At 62.2% G+C, this 15415-nt stretch carries 11 protein-coding genes; 7 read left to right on the forward strand and 4 right to left on the reverse strand.

Annotation, left to right across the window (positions count from 1 at the left end):
• Positions 1-3 precede the first annotated feature (3 nt).
• From AB5Y83_RS08200 to mgtE, 6 genes are all read left to right on the forward strand, one after another.
• Positions 4-1092 (forward strand): ABC transporter permease, encoded by a 1089-nt coding sequence (locus AB5Y83_RS08200; RefSeq protein WP_368174982.1) that lies wholly within the window; start codon positions 4-6, stop codon positions 1090-1092.
• A 294-nt stretch (positions 1093-1386) separates the two neighbouring features.
• A complete protein-coding gene (nirB, locus tag AB5Y83_RS08205) occupies positions 1387-3933 on the forward strand; it encodes a nitrite reductase large subunit NirB (protein ID WP_368174983.1) in 2547 nt (848 codons plus the stop codon).
• The gene (gene nirD / locus AB5Y83_RS08210) at positions 3933-4250 is read left to right on the forward strand and encodes a nitrite reductase small subunit NirD (RefSeq protein WP_236297635.1); all 318 of its coding nucleotides are present in this window, start codon (positions 3933-3935) and stop codon (positions 4248-4250) included. The genes nirB and nirD overlap by 1 nt, the downstream gene beginning before the upstream one ends.
• 57 nt (positions 4251-4307) lie before the next feature.
• Positions 4308-5120, forward strand: coding sequence for a nitrite transporter NirC (gene nirC / locus AB5Y83_RS08215; RefSeq protein ID WP_368174984.1), 813 nt, complete (start codon positions 4308-4310; stop codon positions 5118-5120).
• 12 nt (positions 5121-5132) lie between these two features.
• Entirely contained in the window at positions 5133-6533 is a 1401-nt protein-coding gene (gene cysG, locus AB5Y83_RS08220; RefSeq protein WP_368174985.1) for a siroheme synthase CysG, read from the forward strand.
• A gap of 146 nt (positions 6534-6679) precedes the next feature.
• A complete protein-coding gene (mgtE, locus tag AB5Y83_RS08225) occupies positions 6680-8104 on the forward strand; it encodes a magnesium transporter (RefSeq protein WP_123172126.1) in 1425 nt (474 codons plus the stop codon).
• A gap of 81 nt (positions 8105-8185) precedes the next feature.
• Here the strand turns inward: mgtE and AB5Y83_RS08230 are convergent, their stop codons facing one another.
• Positions 8186-9127 (reverse strand): hypothetical protein, encoded by a 942-nt coding sequence (locus AB5Y83_RS08230; protein WP_368174986.1) that lies wholly within the window; start codon positions 9125-9127, stop codon positions 8186-8188.
• 348 nt (positions 9128-9475) lie between these two features.
• Here AB5Y83_RS08230 and AB5Y83_RS08235 point away from each other — a divergent pair, with 348 nt between their 5' ends.
• On the forward strand, positions 9476-11467 hold the full coding sequence (locus tag AB5Y83_RS08235) for a bifunctional 2',3'-cyclic-nucleotide 2'-phosphodiesterase/3'-nucleotidase (protein WP_107683294.1): 1992 nt from the start codon (positions 9476-9478) through the stop codon (positions 11465-11467).
• Positions 11468-11733: 266 nt separating this feature from the next.
• Here AB5Y83_RS08235 and AB5Y83_RS08240 read toward each other — a convergent pair whose 3' ends face one another.
• From AB5Y83_RS08240 to AB5Y83_RS08250, 3 genes are read right to left on the reverse strand one after another with little or no spacing between them, the layout of a single operon-like run.
• The gene (locus AB5Y83_RS08240; RefSeq protein WP_005340795.1) at positions 11734-12699 is read right to left on the reverse strand and encodes an ABC transporter permease; all 966 of its coding nucleotides are present in this window, start codon (positions 12697-12699) and stop codon (positions 11734-11736) included.
• Positions 12700-12701: 2 nt separating this feature from the next.
• The gene (locus AB5Y83_RS08245) at positions 12702-13820 is read right to left on the reverse strand and encodes an ABC transporter permease (protein WP_005357011.1); all 1119 of its coding nucleotides are present in this window, start codon (positions 13818-13820) and stop codon (positions 12702-12704) included.
• Positions 13820-15385 carry an ABC transporter ATP-binding protein gene (locus tag AB5Y83_RS08250; RefSeq protein ID WP_368174987.1) on the reverse strand — a complete coding sequence of 522 codons (1566 nt, stop codon included), beginning with the start codon at positions 15383-15385 and terminating at the stop codon, positions 13820-13822. The genes AB5Y83_RS08245 and AB5Y83_RS08250 overlap by 1 nt, the downstream gene beginning before the upstream one ends.
• Positions 15386-15415 lie beyond the last annotated feature (30 nt).

The following is a 15415-nucleotide window of genomic DNA, read 5'->3' on the forward strand; positions in this document are numbered from 1 at the left end:
CCCATGCTGATCCGACTCTGGTGGCTGATCCGAAAAGAGCTGCAGGCCCTGATGGGCAATACTCAGGGGCGCTTTCTGCTCATCATGCCGGTGCTGTTGCAGACCGCCCTCTTCCCGTTCGCCGCCACTCTGGAGGTGACCGGCAACACGCTGGCCATCTACAACCAGGATGGCGGAGCCCAGAGCCGCGAGCTGCTGGAGCGCCTCACCCATATGCCCGCCTTCACAACCATCATCCCGGTGCAGGGCGAGGCGGGCATGACCGAGGCCATCACCGGGCAGCAGGCGCTGCTCGGGCTGATTATTCCGGGGGATTTCTCGCGCCGGCTGGCGCGGGGCGAACCGGCCAAGGTGCAGCTGATTATCGATGGCCGCCGCTCCAACAGTGGTCAGGTGGCGGCGGGCTACATCAGTCAGGTGATTGCCCGCTGGCAAAGTGAGGGCAAGGGCCAACCCGAGCTGGCGGTGCGCAACCTCTACAACCCCAACGTCGAGTTTCACTGGCATATCCTGCCGGCGCTGGTGGCCATCATCACCACCACCGGCTGTCTGATTGTCACCGCCCTCTCGGTCGCGCGGGAGCGGGAGGAGGGCACCTTCGATCAGCTGCTGGTCTCCCCCCTCACCGCAGGCTGGATCATGGCAGGCAAGGCGGTGCCCGGCATCATGGTGGCGGTGGGACAAGGGTGCATAGTCGCGCTGGCCGCCCGCTTCGTCTTTCACCTCCCCTTTGCCGGCAGCCTCAGCCTGCTGATGGCGGGCATGGTCTGCTACGGGCTGGCACTGGCCGGGATCGGGCTCTTCATCTCCTCGTTCTGCTCGACCCAGCAGCAGGCCTTTCTCGGTGTCTTCTCCTTCACCGTACCGGCGGTGATCCTCTCGGGCTACATCTCGCCGGTGGAGAACATGCCGCAGGTGTTCCAGTGGCTGGCGGCCATCGACCCCCTCACCCACTTCATCGTGCTGCTCAAGGGGGTCTTCCTCAAAGGGTTTGACTGGTCGGCCGCCTGGCCCCTGCTCTGGCCGCTGCTCGCCATCGCCGGCGTCACCCTGTCGCTGGCGCTCGCCATGTTCCGCCGCCATATCGCCTGACGCGCCACCTTGCTCGGCTGATGCCGGTCTCGCCCAGTGCGAGATCGGCTTTTCCGCCAGAAGTTTTCACTCCCCGGCTTTTGCTAAAGCGCTCTTGCTCTCCACCATCCCGCACTCCAAGCCAGCGCAGAAATCATCAACTGGTATACCTATTTTTGTATATCTTTGAATTTTATCGAATTACCCCTGACGAGATATATAAATAGACACTTGATTTGCATCAATTGCCCGCCCCGACTGACTGGGTAGCCTAGCCCCAGAATGATGTTTTATTACTCCAAACTAGAGGCAATCATGAGCAAAGTCAGACTGGTCGTTGTGGGCAACGGCATGGTGGGGCACCGCTTCATCGAAGAGTTGATCGAGCGGGCCGACCCGGGCCGCTACGAGATCACCGTCTTCGGTGCAGAACCCCGTCCCGCCTACGATCGCGTCCATCTCTCCTCCTACTTCTCCCATCACACCAGCGAAGATCTCTCCCTCGTCAAACCCGGCTTCTACGACAAGCACGGCATCAGCCTGCTGCTCGGCGAAGCGGTGAAAAAAATCGACAGGGCCAACCGCGAAGTGCACTCCAACAAGGGCACAGTGGTCGGGTACGACAAGCTGGTGCTGGCCACCGGCTCCTACCCCTGGGTGCCGCCCATCCAGGGCTGCCAGCACCACGAGTGCTTCGTCTACCGCACCATCGAGGATCTGAAAGCCATCCGCAGCGCCGCCAAGAGCGGCAAGAGCGGGGTGGTGATCGGGGGCGGTCTGCTTGGCCTTGAAGCGGCAGGTGCCCTCAAGGCACTGGGTCTCGAGACCCACGTGGTGGAGTTTGCTCCTGTGCTGATGGCCGAGCAGCTCGACGGTCAGGGTGGCCAGCTGCTGCGCCGCAAAATTGAATCCATGGGCGTACAGGTACACACCAGCAAGAGCACCAGCGAGATCCTGATGAATGGCGGCGAGCAGGCGAAACACCGCCTCGCCTTTGCCGACGGCAGCCAGCTTGAGGTGGACGTAGTGGTCTTCTCCACCGGCATTCGCCCGCAAGATACCCTGGGCCGTTACGGTGATCTGGCCATCGCCGAGCGCGGCGGCATCGTCATCGACGATCACTGCCTCACCTCCGACCCCGACATCTATGCCATCGGCGAGTGCGCCGCCTGGCAGGGCCGCTTCTTCGGGCTGGTTGCGCCGGGCTACAAGATGGCCCAGATCACCGTCGACCATCTGCTCGGCGGCGACAGCCGCTTCGAAGGGGCGGACATGAGCGCCAAGCTCAAGCTGCTCGGCGTCTCCGTCGGCTCCATCGGCGATGCCCATGGCCGCACCCCGGGCAGCCACAGCTATGTGTTTCAGGACGATCAGGCCGGCGTCTACAAGAAGATCGTGGTGAGCGAAGACAACAGCCGATTGCTCGGCGCCGTGCTGGTGGGTGATGTGGAAGATTACGGCAACCTGCTGCAGATGATGCTCAACGCCCTGCCGCTACCGAGCCACCCGGACACCCTGATCCTGCCCGCCTACGCCGCTGCCAAGCCGACACTGGGGGTGGATGCCCTGCCGGAGAGCGCCCAGATCTGCTCCTGCTTCGATGTCTCCAAAGGCGACATCGCCCAGGCGGTGGCCGAGGGTCACACCACCCTGGCCGCCATCAAGCAGCACACCAAGGCCGGTACCGGCTGCGGCGGCTGCGTGCCGCTCATCAGCCAGGTGCTCAACGCCGAGCTGGTGAAGCAGGGCATCGAGGTCAACAACCACCTCTGCGCTCACTTCCCCCACTCCCGTCAGGAGCTGTTCCATCTGGTCAAGGTGGAGGGGATCAAGAGCTTCGACGAGCTGCTGGCCAAACACGGTCAGGGCTATGGCTGCGAGGTGTGCAAACCGACCGTCGGCTCCATCCTCGCCTCCTGCTGGAACGAGCATGTGCTGAGCCCGCGCAACATCCCGCTGCAGGACACCAACGACATCTTCCTCGGCAACATGCAGAAGGACGGCAGCTACTCCGTCATCCCGCGCATGGCCGGTGGCGAAGTGACCCCGGAAGGGCTGCTGGCGGTGGCCGAAGTGGCCCGCGACTACAAGCTCTACACCAAGATCACCGGCGCCCAGCGCATCGGCCTGTTCGGGGCCCAGAAGGATGATCTGCCTGCCATCTGGCGCAAGCTGCTGGCAGCCGGATTCGAGACAGGTCAGGCCTACGCCAAGGCACTGCGCATGGCCAAAACCTGCGTCGGCAGCACCTGGTGCCGCTTCGGCGTGCAGGACAGCGTCGGCCTCGGGGTCTTCCTCGAGAACCGCTACAAGGGGATTCGCACCCCGCACAAGATGAAGTTCGGCGTCTCCGGCTGTACCCGCGAATGTGCGGAAGCCCAAGGTAAGGATGTCGGCATCATCGCCACCGACGCGGGCTGGAACCTCTATGTGGGCGGCAACGGCGGCATGAAACCGCGCCACGCCGACCTGCTGGCTTCTGACCTCGACCGCGAGACCCTCATCAAGCTGATCGACCGCTTTATGATGTTCTACGTCACCAGCGCCGACAAACTGCAGCGCACCTCGGTCTGGCTCGGCAATCTGGAAGGGGGCGTCGACTACCTGCGCGAGGTGATCGTCGACGACAAGCTGGGGCTGGCCGAGACGCTGGAGCGCGATATCCAGACCCTCATCGACAGCTACGAGTGCGAATGGTCGCGCACCCTCAACGAAGAGGAGGCGCTCAAGCGCTTCAGCCACTTCATCAACAGCGACAAGCGCGACCCGGACGTTCAGTTCGTCAGCGAACGCGACCAGCACCGACCTGCGACCCCGGCCGAGCGCATCCCTGTCTACCAGATCGAGGTGGAAACCAAATGATGAAACTTGCCTGCCAACTCAACGACATCCTGCCGGGAACCGGCGTCTGCGCTCTGCTCGAGGGGCATCAGATCGCCCTGTTCCGCCCGAGTGCGGCCGCCGAGGTGTTCGCCATCGACAACCGGGATCCCTTCTTCGCCGCCAACGTGCTGTCGCGGGGCCTGATCTGCGAACACGACGGCGAGCTCTGGGTCGCCAGCCCGCTCAAGAAGCAGCGCTTTCGCCTGAGCGACGGCCACTGCTTCGACAACCCCGCTATGTCGGTTCAAAGCTACCCCGTTGAAGTGCGCGATCAGCAGGTCTGGGTCGCCGTCTAACGCCGATTTCACTCTCTTTCGGGCTGCCAGAGGGCAGCCCTTTCAAGGACTCACAAGATGTACACGGAAACCATTAACAAGTGCGCCGCCAACGCGGCCCGCATCAACCGCTTCGAGCGCAGCGACAAGCTCGGCTTCTGGCTCAGCTCCGCCATGGCGGGGGCCTATGTGGGCCTCGGCATCATCCTCATCTTCACCCTCGGCAATCTGGTGGATCCCGCCATCCGACCGCTGGTGATGGGAGCCACCTTCGGCATCGCCCTGACGCTGGTCATCATCGCTGGCTCCGAGCTGTTTACCGGCCACACCATGTTCCTCACCTTCGGGGTGAAGAGCGGCAAGATCACCATGGCCGACCTGCTGCGCATCCTGCCGCAGACCTGGGCCGGCAACCTGATTGGCTCCATCGTGGTGGCGCTCATCTACTCCTACGGCGGCAGCCTGCTACCGGATGCAGGCAGTCTGGCCCACAAGGTGGCGCTGGCCAAGACCCAGGCACCGGCCCTGACCCTGTTTATGAAGGGGATCCTCTGTAACTGGCTGGTCTGCCTCGCCATCTGGATGGCGCTGCGCACTGAAGGAGCCGCCCGCTTCATCGCCATCTGGTGGTGCTTGCTGGCCTTTATCGCCTCCGGCTACGAACACTCCATCGCCAACATGACCCTGTTCGCCCTCTCCTGGTTTGGCGCCCACTCGGAGGCCTACACCCTGAGCGGCATCGGCCACAACCTACTGTGGGTGACGCTGGGCAACACCGTCTCCGGCGTCCTCTTTATGGGCCTCGGCTACTGGTATGCCACCCCGAAAGCTGAGCGCCCGGTCGCGGTGCGCGAGACCACCAGCACCGCCAACCAGACCCGAACCGCCTGATCCGGAGGCCCCATGGACTACTTGCCCATCTTTTGCCGACTCGACAACAAACCCGTGCTGCTGGTCGGCGGCGGCGAGGTAGCGGAGCGCAAGGCGCGCCTGCTGCTGGATGCCGGTGCCCAGCTCACAGTAGTCGCGCCCGAGCTCGACCCCGAGCTGGCGGAACTGGCTGCCAACGGGAGCATCGAGTGGCTGGCCGGTGAATTTGTGCCGCAGCAACTGGCGGGCAAGTGGCTGGTGGTGGCGGCCACCGATCGGCGCGAGGTGAATGCGCTGGTTTACCAGAGCGCCAATCAGGCGCGGATCTTTGCCAACGTGGTAGATGACCCGAAACGCTCCAGCTTCATCATGCCGTCGATCATCGATCGCTCGCCGCTGATGGTGGCCATCTCCTCCGACGGCAAGGCGCCTGTGCTGGCCCGCTTGCTGCGGGAAAAACTGGAAGCCCTGCTGCCGCAACATCTGGGGGCCGTGGCGACCTTTGCCGGCAGCCTGCGGGAGCGGGTCAAGGCCCGCTTCGCCAGCATGGGAGAGCGGCGCCGCTTCTGGGAGCGGCTGCTCGGGGCGGACCGACTCGGTCAGGCGCTGGCGCGGGGCGATAGCGCCTCTGCCAACCAGCTGGCCGACAACCTGTTTGCCGACGAGAGCCAGAGCGCTGGCGAGGTGGTGCTGGTGGGAGCCGGTCCCGGTGATCCGGGTCTGCTCACCCTGAACGCCCTGCGCCAGATGCAGCAGGCGGACGTGGTGGTCTATGACCGACTGGTCTCTGACGAAGTGATGGCGCTGGTGCGCCGGGATGCCAAGCGCATCTTCGTCGGCAAGCAGGCGGGCAACCACTGCGTGCCGCAGGAGGGGATCAACCAGCTCTTGCTGGAGGAGGCGCAGAAGGGCCAGCGGGTGGTGCGGCTGAAGGGGGGTGACCCCTTTATCTTCGGCCGTGGCGGCGAAGAGCTGGAGACGCTGGTCGGCAGCGGCATCGGCTTTCAGGTGGTGCCGGGGATCACTGCGGCCAGCGGCTGCGCCGCCTACGCCGGCATTCCGCTCACCCACCGCGATCACGCCCAGAGCGTTCGCTTCGTCACCGCCCACGGCAAGGGGGGCGCCCGGGATCTCGACTGGCCGCTGCTGGCCAAAGATCGGCAAACGCTGGTCTTCTACATGGGGCTCTCCTCCTGCGCCACCATCCGCGAGCAGTTGCTGGCCCACGGCAAGGCGAGCAACACCCCGGTGGCGCTGATCGAGCGTGGCACCCAGCCCTGCCAGCGGGTCATTCGCGGCACCCTCGATGAGCTGCCCGCACTGGCGGTGGGGGTCGAGAGCCCGGCGCTGATCATGGTGGGCTCGGTAGTGACCCTGGCCGACCGGCTCGCCTGGTTTGGCGAGGCCCCGCAGCGCCAGCGAGCCCTCGCCTGAGGGATCCTCGGCAACTCACCATGAGGCCACCAGCAGGTGGCCTCACTTTTACCTCCCTCTTCTCCCATCACGGTCATAACCTGTTGTTTTAAGTCTGGTATCCTATGGGCATTGAGCCCTTGGCTACCATCTCAGGAATTCATCCCATGTCTCTTCCCATCAAGAACAGCGCCAGGCAGCGCGCGGATGACAGATCCCGCATTCTCACCCTGCTGCTGCGCGATGATGCCCTCACCGACAGCCTGCTCGACCCGCAGGCGGTGCAGGATGCCGAGCAGCGCGATCAGACCAGCGAACTCACCACTCTGGTCAACGGGTTGCCCGCCGCCGACGTCGCCGATGCGCTGGAGTCGCTGCCGCCCGATGAACGTCATGCCCTGTGGGCACTGGTGGAGGAGGAGAAGCGCGGCCAGATTCTGGTCGAAGCGTCGGAGACGGTGTGGGACAGCCTCATCAGCGGTATGAGCGACAAGGAGCTGCTGCACGCCCTGCGCACCCTGGATATCGACGACCAGATCTATCTGGGCCAGTACCTGCCACGCAACCTGATGGGGCGGCTGCTCACCTATATGGCCCCCGCCGACCGGGATCGGGTGCGGGAGGTGATCCGCTACGGCAAGCACACCGTCGGCGCCATGATGGACTTCGAGATCATCACCATCCGCCCCGAAGTGAGTCTGGCCACTGTGCAGCGCTATCTGCGCCTGCGCGGCAAGATCCCCGCCAACACCGACAAGCTGTTCGTCATCGATCGCCGCAACCATCTGCTGGGGGAGCTGGCCCTCACCACAGTGCTGCTGCACAAACCCGCTACCCTGGTGAGCGACGTGATGGAACGGGATCCGGTCACCTTCGATCCGGAGGATAACGACGAAGCGGCGGCCCGCACCTTCGAGCGGGATGACCTGCTCTCCGCCGCTGTGGTGGATGGCAAGGGCAAGCTGATGGGCCGCCTCACCGTCGAAGAGGTGGTGGATCTGGTCTATGAGGAGAGTGACACCGACCTGCGCCGGATGGGGGGTATCAGCGAGGATGAAGACGTATTCGCGCCCGTCTCCAAGGCAGTCAAGACCCGCTGGGCCTGGCTCGCCATCAACCTCTGCACCGCCTTTGTCGCCTCGCGGGTGATCGGCCTGTTCGAGCACACCATCTCCCAACTGGTGGCGCTGGCGGCCCTGATGCCCATCGTCGCCGGGATCGGCGGCAACACCGGCAACCAGACCATCACCATGATAGTGCGGGCGCTGGCGCTGCAGCACATTCAGGCGGGCAACCTCTCCTTCCTGCTGCTGCGGGAACTCGGCGTCGCCTTTATCAACGGGCTGGTGTGGGGCGGCACCATGGGCATTGCCACCTATCTGCTCTATCAGGATGCGGCGCTCGGCGCGGTGATGACCCTGGCCATGATGCTCAACCTGCTGGTGGCCGCCCTGATGGGGGTCATCATCCCCATGACCATGACCCGCCTCGGCCGCGACCCGGCCGTGGGCGCCAGCGTGATGATCACCGCCATCACCGACACCGGCGGCTTCTTTATCTTCCTCGGGCTGGCGACCCTGTTCCTGCTGTAAACCGTGCATTGAAAACAACAAGGGAGCCACTGGCTCCCTTGTTGTTTCAGGCGCGTTTGCCCACCCCTGCCGTTGGGCTGCTTATCGCTTGTCAGCGGTGATCAGCAAGCCATTGGTGTCGGGGAAGCCGATGACCAGCGCCTCTTTTTTGGCATCCGTGGTATAGGTGGTGACATAGGCGATGCGGTTATCCATCGCCCGGGCCAGAGCGGCATTCCAGAGGTTTTCGATCGGCGTGGCTACCGCGGATTGCTTGAAGTTGCACTTGCCAAACCCGGTCATGGTCAGCTTGCTCAACCCGGCAGTGGCACTCCCCTCGCCCACCAGCGTACAACCTGCCGCCGGGAACTCGATCGCTACCGTCACCTTGCCGCCGTTGTTGGTGGTATCCACCTTGCCCACCATGTCGCTGCTGAAGCCATCGCTGCCCGTAGCACTCCAGCTGGCCGTGGTCACCGCTTTGGTGGTCAGGGCTGTCACCGCCACATGACCGCTGAAACCGGAATAGATGGGGGAGTTGTCGGAGAACTTGGTGCCGCTCCGGGTGAAATCAAAAACCCAGCGCTTGCTCTCCTTGCCCTGCAGATCGATGACCGGCTGATCCTGGAAGGTGATGAGGTTGTGGTCATTGGTCACCGAGCTGAGCGCAGTGCTGGTGCCGAGCCGTTCGCTGTTGCGGATCAACTGCACCGGGTAGATCCCGTCTTTGTCGGCTTTCTGGTCAGCCTGCCCCAACCACTGGCTGTTGGTCTCGACCTTGCCCACCTGATGATCCACCCAGACACCCCAGTGCTGCACGGTTTCACCCTTCGGGTAGACCAGCGCCAGACCATCCAGATCCTTGATCATGCGCGGCGTCGCCTTGTCGCCGTCGCGGCTCATCAGATTCGCTTGGTAAAGACCCGCCTCCGGCAGGGCCAGTGGCACCCGCTTGGCGATGCTGTTGGCAGCTTTTTCGCTGTCACAGGCAGACAGGGCAGCGGCGCAGGCGATGGCCAGCAGCGCTTTGTTGTGCATTTTCATGAGTTTTTATTCCTTGCTGTCGCTTTGTAATTTTTAGATGCAATCAATCGCCGCTGAATTTAAGGGAAAGGTCATCTATCAGTCGAATGGAGATCTGTAACCAACCATTACAGCCTCGCAGGAACGGCAGGCCGCGCAGCTTGCCCCGACCGCACTGCGGTGACTACAGGGTGACTAACGGCGGAAAAGCAGCGAGGGTAGCGACCCGAAAAAACAGATGAAAATCAGAGTCATAACTCTATTAACAGGAGGGTAATTAGCCCGAATTGCCAGCCTGCTCACAATCGGATTCTTTTGCTGTCGATAGAATGCACCACGCTGGCATACCCATAACAAGAGAATCCAACAATGAAAACCACCCTCAAACTGAGCGCGGTGGCAGTTATCTTTTTGCTGTCCGGCTGTGACGACAACAACTCTCAGGCCCCCGGTGATCTCACCCTGCGGCTGATCGAAACCTCTGATATCCACTCCAACCTACTGAGTTACGACTACTACCAGAACAAGCCGGATGCCTCGCTGGGCTTTGCCCGCACCGCTGTGCTGATCCGCAAGGCCCGCGAAGAGAACGCCAACAACTTGCTGATCGACAACGGCGACCTGATCCAGGGCACCCCGCTGGCCGACTATATCCACGACCAACAGGTCAAACAGCAGTGGCTGAGCAAGCAAACCCACCCCGCCATCAAGGCGCTCAACACCATGAGCTATGATGTCGGCAACCTGGGCAACCACGAATTCAACTTCGGTCTCGACTTCCTCTCAGAGACCCTGAAAGGGGCCAACTACCCCTACATCAACGCCAACGTCTTCCAGGCCGATGCCTTCAGCCGTGATGGCAAGGGCACCATCGACTGGAGCAAGCAGAAATTCAAACCCTATGTGGTGCTGGATCGTCAGGTGAAGGATGCCAACGGCAATACCCAGACCATCAAGGTCGGGGTGCTGGGGCTGACTCCGCCCCAGATCACCCAGTGGGACAAGCGCAATCTGGAAGGCAAGGTGGTGGTGGCCGATATGGTCGAGACCGCCGAGCACTATGTACCCGAAATCCGCGCCAAGGGCGCAGACATCGTCGTGGTCGTGGCCCATACCGGCATCATAGGTGACCCGCGCGAACCCATGATGGAGAACGCCGCTCTGCCGCTGGCCAAGGTAAAAGGGGTCGATGCCCTGCTGCTGGGTCACGCCCACCGCACCTTCCCGGGCGACTACCCCAACATGACCGACGTGGACAATGAGAAAGGCACCCTGGCGGGTGTACCGACCGTGATGCCGGGCGTCTGGGGTAACCACCTTGGCATCATCGACCTGCACATGACCTGGAAAGAGGGTCGCTGGGAAGTGGCCTCCAGCCAGTCCCAGCTGCGCAAAATCGACAGCAGCGCCAGCAGCACCGAAGATCAGGCGGTGGTCGATCAGGTCATTGCCGAGCACGAGCAGGCCAACCAGTGGCTGGACGAGCCCCTCAGCAAGATCACCAAGCCGATCCACAGCTTCTTCGCGCTGGTGCAGGATGACCCCTCCATCCAGATCGTCAGCGACGCCCAACTGTGGCACGCCAAGAAGCTGCAACAGGATGGTCAGCTCAAGGAGAAATGGCCCATTCTCTCCGCCGCCGCGCCATTCCGTGGCGGTCGCAACGGCCCGACCGACTTCACCTATGTACCGGCTGGCGATATCTCCCTGCGCAACGTGGCCGACCTCTATGTCTACCCCAACACCCTGCAGGTGGTCGCCATCAATGGCGCGACCGTACAGGAGTGGCTGGAGAAGAGCGCCGTCCAGTTCAACAAGATCGATGCTACCAGCACCGCTACCCAGTGGCTGGTGAACGAGAAGTACCGCACCTACAACTTCGACGTGATCGACGGGGTGAACTATCAGGTCGATGTGACCAAACCCGCCCGTTACGATGTGGATGGCAACAAGGTGAGCGACAGCTACCGCATCACCAACCTCACCTATCAGGGCAAGGCAATCGACCCGGCCCAGATGTTCTACGTGGTGACCAACAACTACCGCGCCAGTGGTGGTGGCAACTTCCCCGGCATCAACGCCAAGGTGATCGTCCATGAAGATCAGTTCGAAACCCGCGAAGTGCTCTCCGAATACCTCAAGGATCTGGCAGAGAAGAATCCGGCCGGTTTCGAGCCCCCGGCAGACAACAACTGGCAGCTGGCCCCCCTGCCCGCCAATCTGGATCTGCGCATCTACAGCTCGCCACGCAGCGAGGCGCAAGCCCTTACTGGCAGCAAGCTGAACTATGTGGAGACCCTGCCGCCCACCGATGCCAAACACCCCGGCTTTGGTGTCTACAAGCTGGTGCTGGCACCCTGATCCTCAGGGCTAATCTGGCAATAACCTCTGCAACCCCCTCCTGATACGAGGGGGTTTTTGATGGAGCTGACAAGGGGGTCAGCGCCTGTACGCCAACCACGACCAGCAGCAGATCGCGCAGCCCGTTTATCCCTTCACGCCATCGCCTCCCTCTATCACACCATCCAGCTCCCGGCTGGCCTGCCCCATACCGCCCATAAAAAAACAGGCCCACCGAAGTGGGCCTGCTGTTATCTGTGTGATCGGGAATATCGCACTTAAGAGCGTTACTCCCGCTCCTTCACATAAGGTGTACCAAGTGCCTTGGGTGCCACCGCGCGGCCGATAAAACCGGCCAGCAGGAACACGGTCAGGATGTAGGGCAGTGCCTCGATGGCCTGCACCGGAATGGCGAAGCCACCGATGCTGACCCCTTGCAGGCGGATGGCGACCGCATCGAGGAAGCCGAACAGCAGACAGGCGGCCATGGCATTCCAGGGACGCCACTTGCCGAACACCAGCGCCGCCAGTGCCATAAAGCCCTTGCCCGCACTCATGTTGGGGATGAACTGGGCCGTCTGGGCCACCGCCAGATAGGTGCCACCGATACCGGCCAGCAGACCGCCGATGAGGAGCGCGGTGTAGCGCATCCGCACCACCGAGATACCGGCGGTATCGACCGCTGCGGGCGCCTCGCCCACCGCCCGCAGACGCAGACCGAAGCGGGTACGGAACATCACCCACCAGGCCAGCGGCACGCAGGCGAACGCCACGTACTCCAGCAGGGAGTGGCCGCTCAACAGCTCGCTGTAGAGCTGGCCGATCACCGGCACATCCCACAACTCCTTGGCATAGGGCAGATCGATGGGGGCGAAACGGGCATCACCGGAGAGCGCCGGAGTCTGGCCCCCCTGATCGAACCAGTAACGGCCCAGGGTGACGGTCAGACCGGCCGCCAGAATGTTGATGGCCATACCGCTCACCACCTGATCACCGCGATGGGTGATGGTGGCAAAACCGTGCATCAGGGCGAACAGGATGGAGACACCCACCCCGGCCCCCAGACCTACCCAGGCAGAACCGGAGACCGCCGCCGCCGCACCACTGGCGAACGCCGCCGCCAGCAGTTTGCCTTCCAGCGCGATGTTGACCACCCCGGAGCGCTCGCAAAACATACCCGCCATGGCCGCCAGAATGAGCGGCGGCGCAGTACGAATGGTCGCATCCAGCATCAGGATCAGAATTTCAAACATGATCAGACTCCTTTAGCTTGCGCGGCTGAGCGGTTGGCAAACGCCAGATAGAGCTGCTCGATGCGCGGACGCATCATGTGCTCAAGGGCGCCACAGAACAGGATCACCAGACCCTGCAACACCACCACGATGTTGCGGTCGACACCGAACTCGAAGCTGAGCTCGGCGCCCCCCTGATAGAGGAAACCGAACAGCAGGCTGGCGATGATGACGCCGACCGGATGGTTGCGCCCCATCAGCGCTACCGCGATACCGGTGAAGCCGAACCCTTCCACGAAGTTGAGCTTGATCTGGTGCAGCTCACCCTGCAGCACGTTGAGGGCAAAGAAGCCCGACAGCATGCCGGAGATCACCATCGCCAGGATCACCACCTTGGGATAGGAGATACCGGCGTAGGCGGAGGCGCTCTGGCTGGCCCCGACCGAGCGGATCTCGTAACCCCAGCGGGTGTGCCAGATAAAGACCCACACCAGCGCCGCACAGATCAGCGCCCAGAAGAAGCTGATGTTAAGGGGGCTGTTGGGGATCTCCATCCCGAACAGGTTCGCCAGCCCGCTCATCTTGGGCAGCCAGCTTGCTTCGGCAAACACCTTGCTCTCGGTCGCCATCGAACCGGGCGGTTTGAACACCTCCACCAGCAGATAGGCCATCAGGGAGGCGGCGATGAAGTTGAACATGATGGTGGTGATCACGATATGGCTGCCGCGCTTGGCTTGCAGCCAGGCCGGAATAAAGGCCCAGGCCGCACCGAACAGACCACCGGCAATGATGGAGAGCGGCAACAGCAGTGCAAACGGCAGCACATCGCCGAGCATCAGACAGACCAGACCGACACCGAGACCGCCGATATAGGCCTGACCTTCACCACCGATATTGAACAGACCGGCGTGGAAGGCGACCGCCACCGACAGACCGGTAAAGATAAAGCCGGTTGCGTAGTAGAGGGTGAAGCCGACCCCTTCACCGGTGCCGAACGCGCCGTACCACATGATCTTGGCGGCATCGACCGGGTTGATGTCGAGGTAGTAGAACAGGATGGCCGACACCAGGAAGGCCAGCAGGATATTGACCGCAGACAAGACGCCTACGGAGACCCAGGCAGGAATACGTACTTGGCTCATCAGTGGGCCTCCTTGGCAATCTCGTCAGGCACTATGTTCGCCATCATCAGACCAATGGTGCGCTCATCCGCCTTGGCACCATCCAGCTCGCCGACGATACGACCATCGGCAATAACCAGGATCCGGTCAGCGAGGCTCATGATCTCGTCCAGCTCCACCGAGACCAGCAAGACAGCCTTGCCCTTGTCGCGCATGGCGATGATCTGTTGGTGGATATATTCGATGGCACCGATGTCGACCCCGCGGGTCGGCTGGCCAATCAACAGCACATCCGGGTCCTGCTCCACTTCACGGGCGATCACCAGCTTCTGCTGGTTGCCACCGGAGAAGTTGGCGGTCTTGTGATCGGGATGGGGCGGACGCACGTCCCACTTCTCCATCTTGGCCTGACAATCCTGCTGGATCGCCTCCTTGTTCTGCAGCCACCCCTTGTTGTATTGCGGGCGACGGTGATAACCGAGAATAAAGGCCTCTTTCGCCTCGAAGCGGTTGATCAGCCCCATCTTGTGGCGATCTTCCGGCACATGACCGAGGCCGTAGTTGCGCACCAGCTCCGGATCGGCCGGGTGCTCTGCGCTCACCTTGTGCACGCCGCTGCGGCTGCTGATGGTGAAGCTGCCCTTGCTCGGCTTGAGAATGCCGCCAAGCAGGCTGAGCAGTTCGGACTGACCGTTGCCGGAGACCCCGGCGATGCCGACCACTTCACCGGCCCGCACCTCGAAGCTGACCGATTTGACCCGCTCCACCTTGCTGGCGTCGAAATAGCTGAGCCCTTCGATCTTCAGCTTGGCTTCACCGGGCTGGGTTGGCCCCTTGTCGACCTTGAGGCGCACCTTGCGGCCCACCATCAGTTCGGCCAGCTGCTCCTTGTCGGTATCCTTGGTGGCGACGTGCGCCACCATCTCGCCACGGCGCATGATGGAAACCTGATCGGTAATGGCCAGGATCTCGCGCAGCTTGTGGGTGATGAGGATGATGGTCGCCCCCTGATCCCGCAGCTTTTTCAGCACCTCGAACAGGTGATCCGCCTCTTGCGGGGTCAGTACCCCGGTCGGCTCGTCGAGGATCAGGATGCGAGCGCCGCGATAGAGCGCCTTGAGAATTTCGACCCGCTGTTGCAAGCCAACCGGCAGATCTTCGACCTTTTCGTGCAACGGCACGTCGAGGCCATAATCTCGCGCCAGTTCGCCCAGCAGCTTTTCGGCTGACGCCACACTCTGCTGAAGGTGCCAGCCGTTCTCAGCGCCGAGGATGACGTTTTCCAATACGGTGAAGTTGTTCACCAGCATGAAGTGCTGGTGAACCATGCCCACCCCTGCGGCAATCGCATCTTGTGAGCCATGGGGTTTGAAAGGATTCCCGTCGATCAGCATCTCGCCTTTGTCGGCATGGTAGAAACCATAAATGATGCTCATCAGGGTGGACTTACCGGCGCCATTTTCGCCGACAATGCCGTGGATACTGCCTTTGCGAACCTTAAGGTCGATCAGCTTGTTGGCGTACACTTCGCCGAACCGCTTATCGATACCTCTTAATTCGATGGCATAGCGATCTGTCTGGTCCATGATGCAGCCCTGCGTTTCATGAAATAAGAC

The sequence above is a fragment of the Aeromonas sp. R5-4 genome, from assembly GCF_040908215.1.
GTDB lineage: Bacteria > Pseudomonadota > Gammaproteobacteria > Enterobacterales > Aeromonadaceae > Aeromonas > Aeromonas veronii.

Coding starts and splice junctions, on each gene's coding strand:
- AB5Y83_RS08200 (WP_368174982.1), top strand. CDS start 4: ATGCTGATCCGACTCTGGTGGCTGATCCGAAAAGAGCTGCAGGCCCTG.
- nirB (WP_368174983.1), top strand. CDS start 1,387: ATGAGCAAAGTCAGACTGGTCGTTGTGGGCAACGGCATGGTGGGGCAC.
- nirD (WP_236297635.1), top strand. CDS start 3,933: ATGAAACTTGCCTGCCAACTCAACGACATCCTGCCGGGAACCGGCGTC.
- nirC (WP_368174984.1), top strand. CDS start 4,308: ATGTACACGGAAACCATTAACAAGTGCGCCGCCAACGCGGCCCGCATC.
- cysG (WP_368174985.1), top strand. CDS start 5,133: ATGGACTACTTGCCCATCTTTTGCCGACTCGACAACAAACCCGTGCTG.
- mgtE (WP_123172126.1), top strand. CDS start 6,680: ATGTCTCTTCCCATCAAGAACAGCGCCAGGCAGCGCGCGGATGACAGA.
- AB5Y83_RS08230 (WP_368174986.1), bottom strand. CDS start 9,127: ATGAAAATGCACAACAAAGCGCTGCTGGCCATCGCCTGCGCCGCTGCC.
- AB5Y83_RS08235 (WP_107683294.1), top strand. CDS start 9,476: ATGAAAACCACCCTCAAACTGAGCGCGGTGGCAGTTATCTTTTTGCTG.
- AB5Y83_RS08240 (WP_005340795.1), bottom strand. CDS start 12,699: ATGTTTGAAATTCTGATCCTGATGCTGGATGCGACCATTCGTACTGCG.
- AB5Y83_RS08245 (WP_005357011.1), bottom strand. CDS start 13,820: ATGAGCCAAGTACGTATTCCTGCCTGGGTCTCCGTAGGCGTCTTGTCT.
- AB5Y83_RS08250 (WP_368174987.1), bottom strand. CDS start 15,385: ATGGACCAGACAGATCGCTATGCCATCGAATTAAGAGGTATCGATAAG.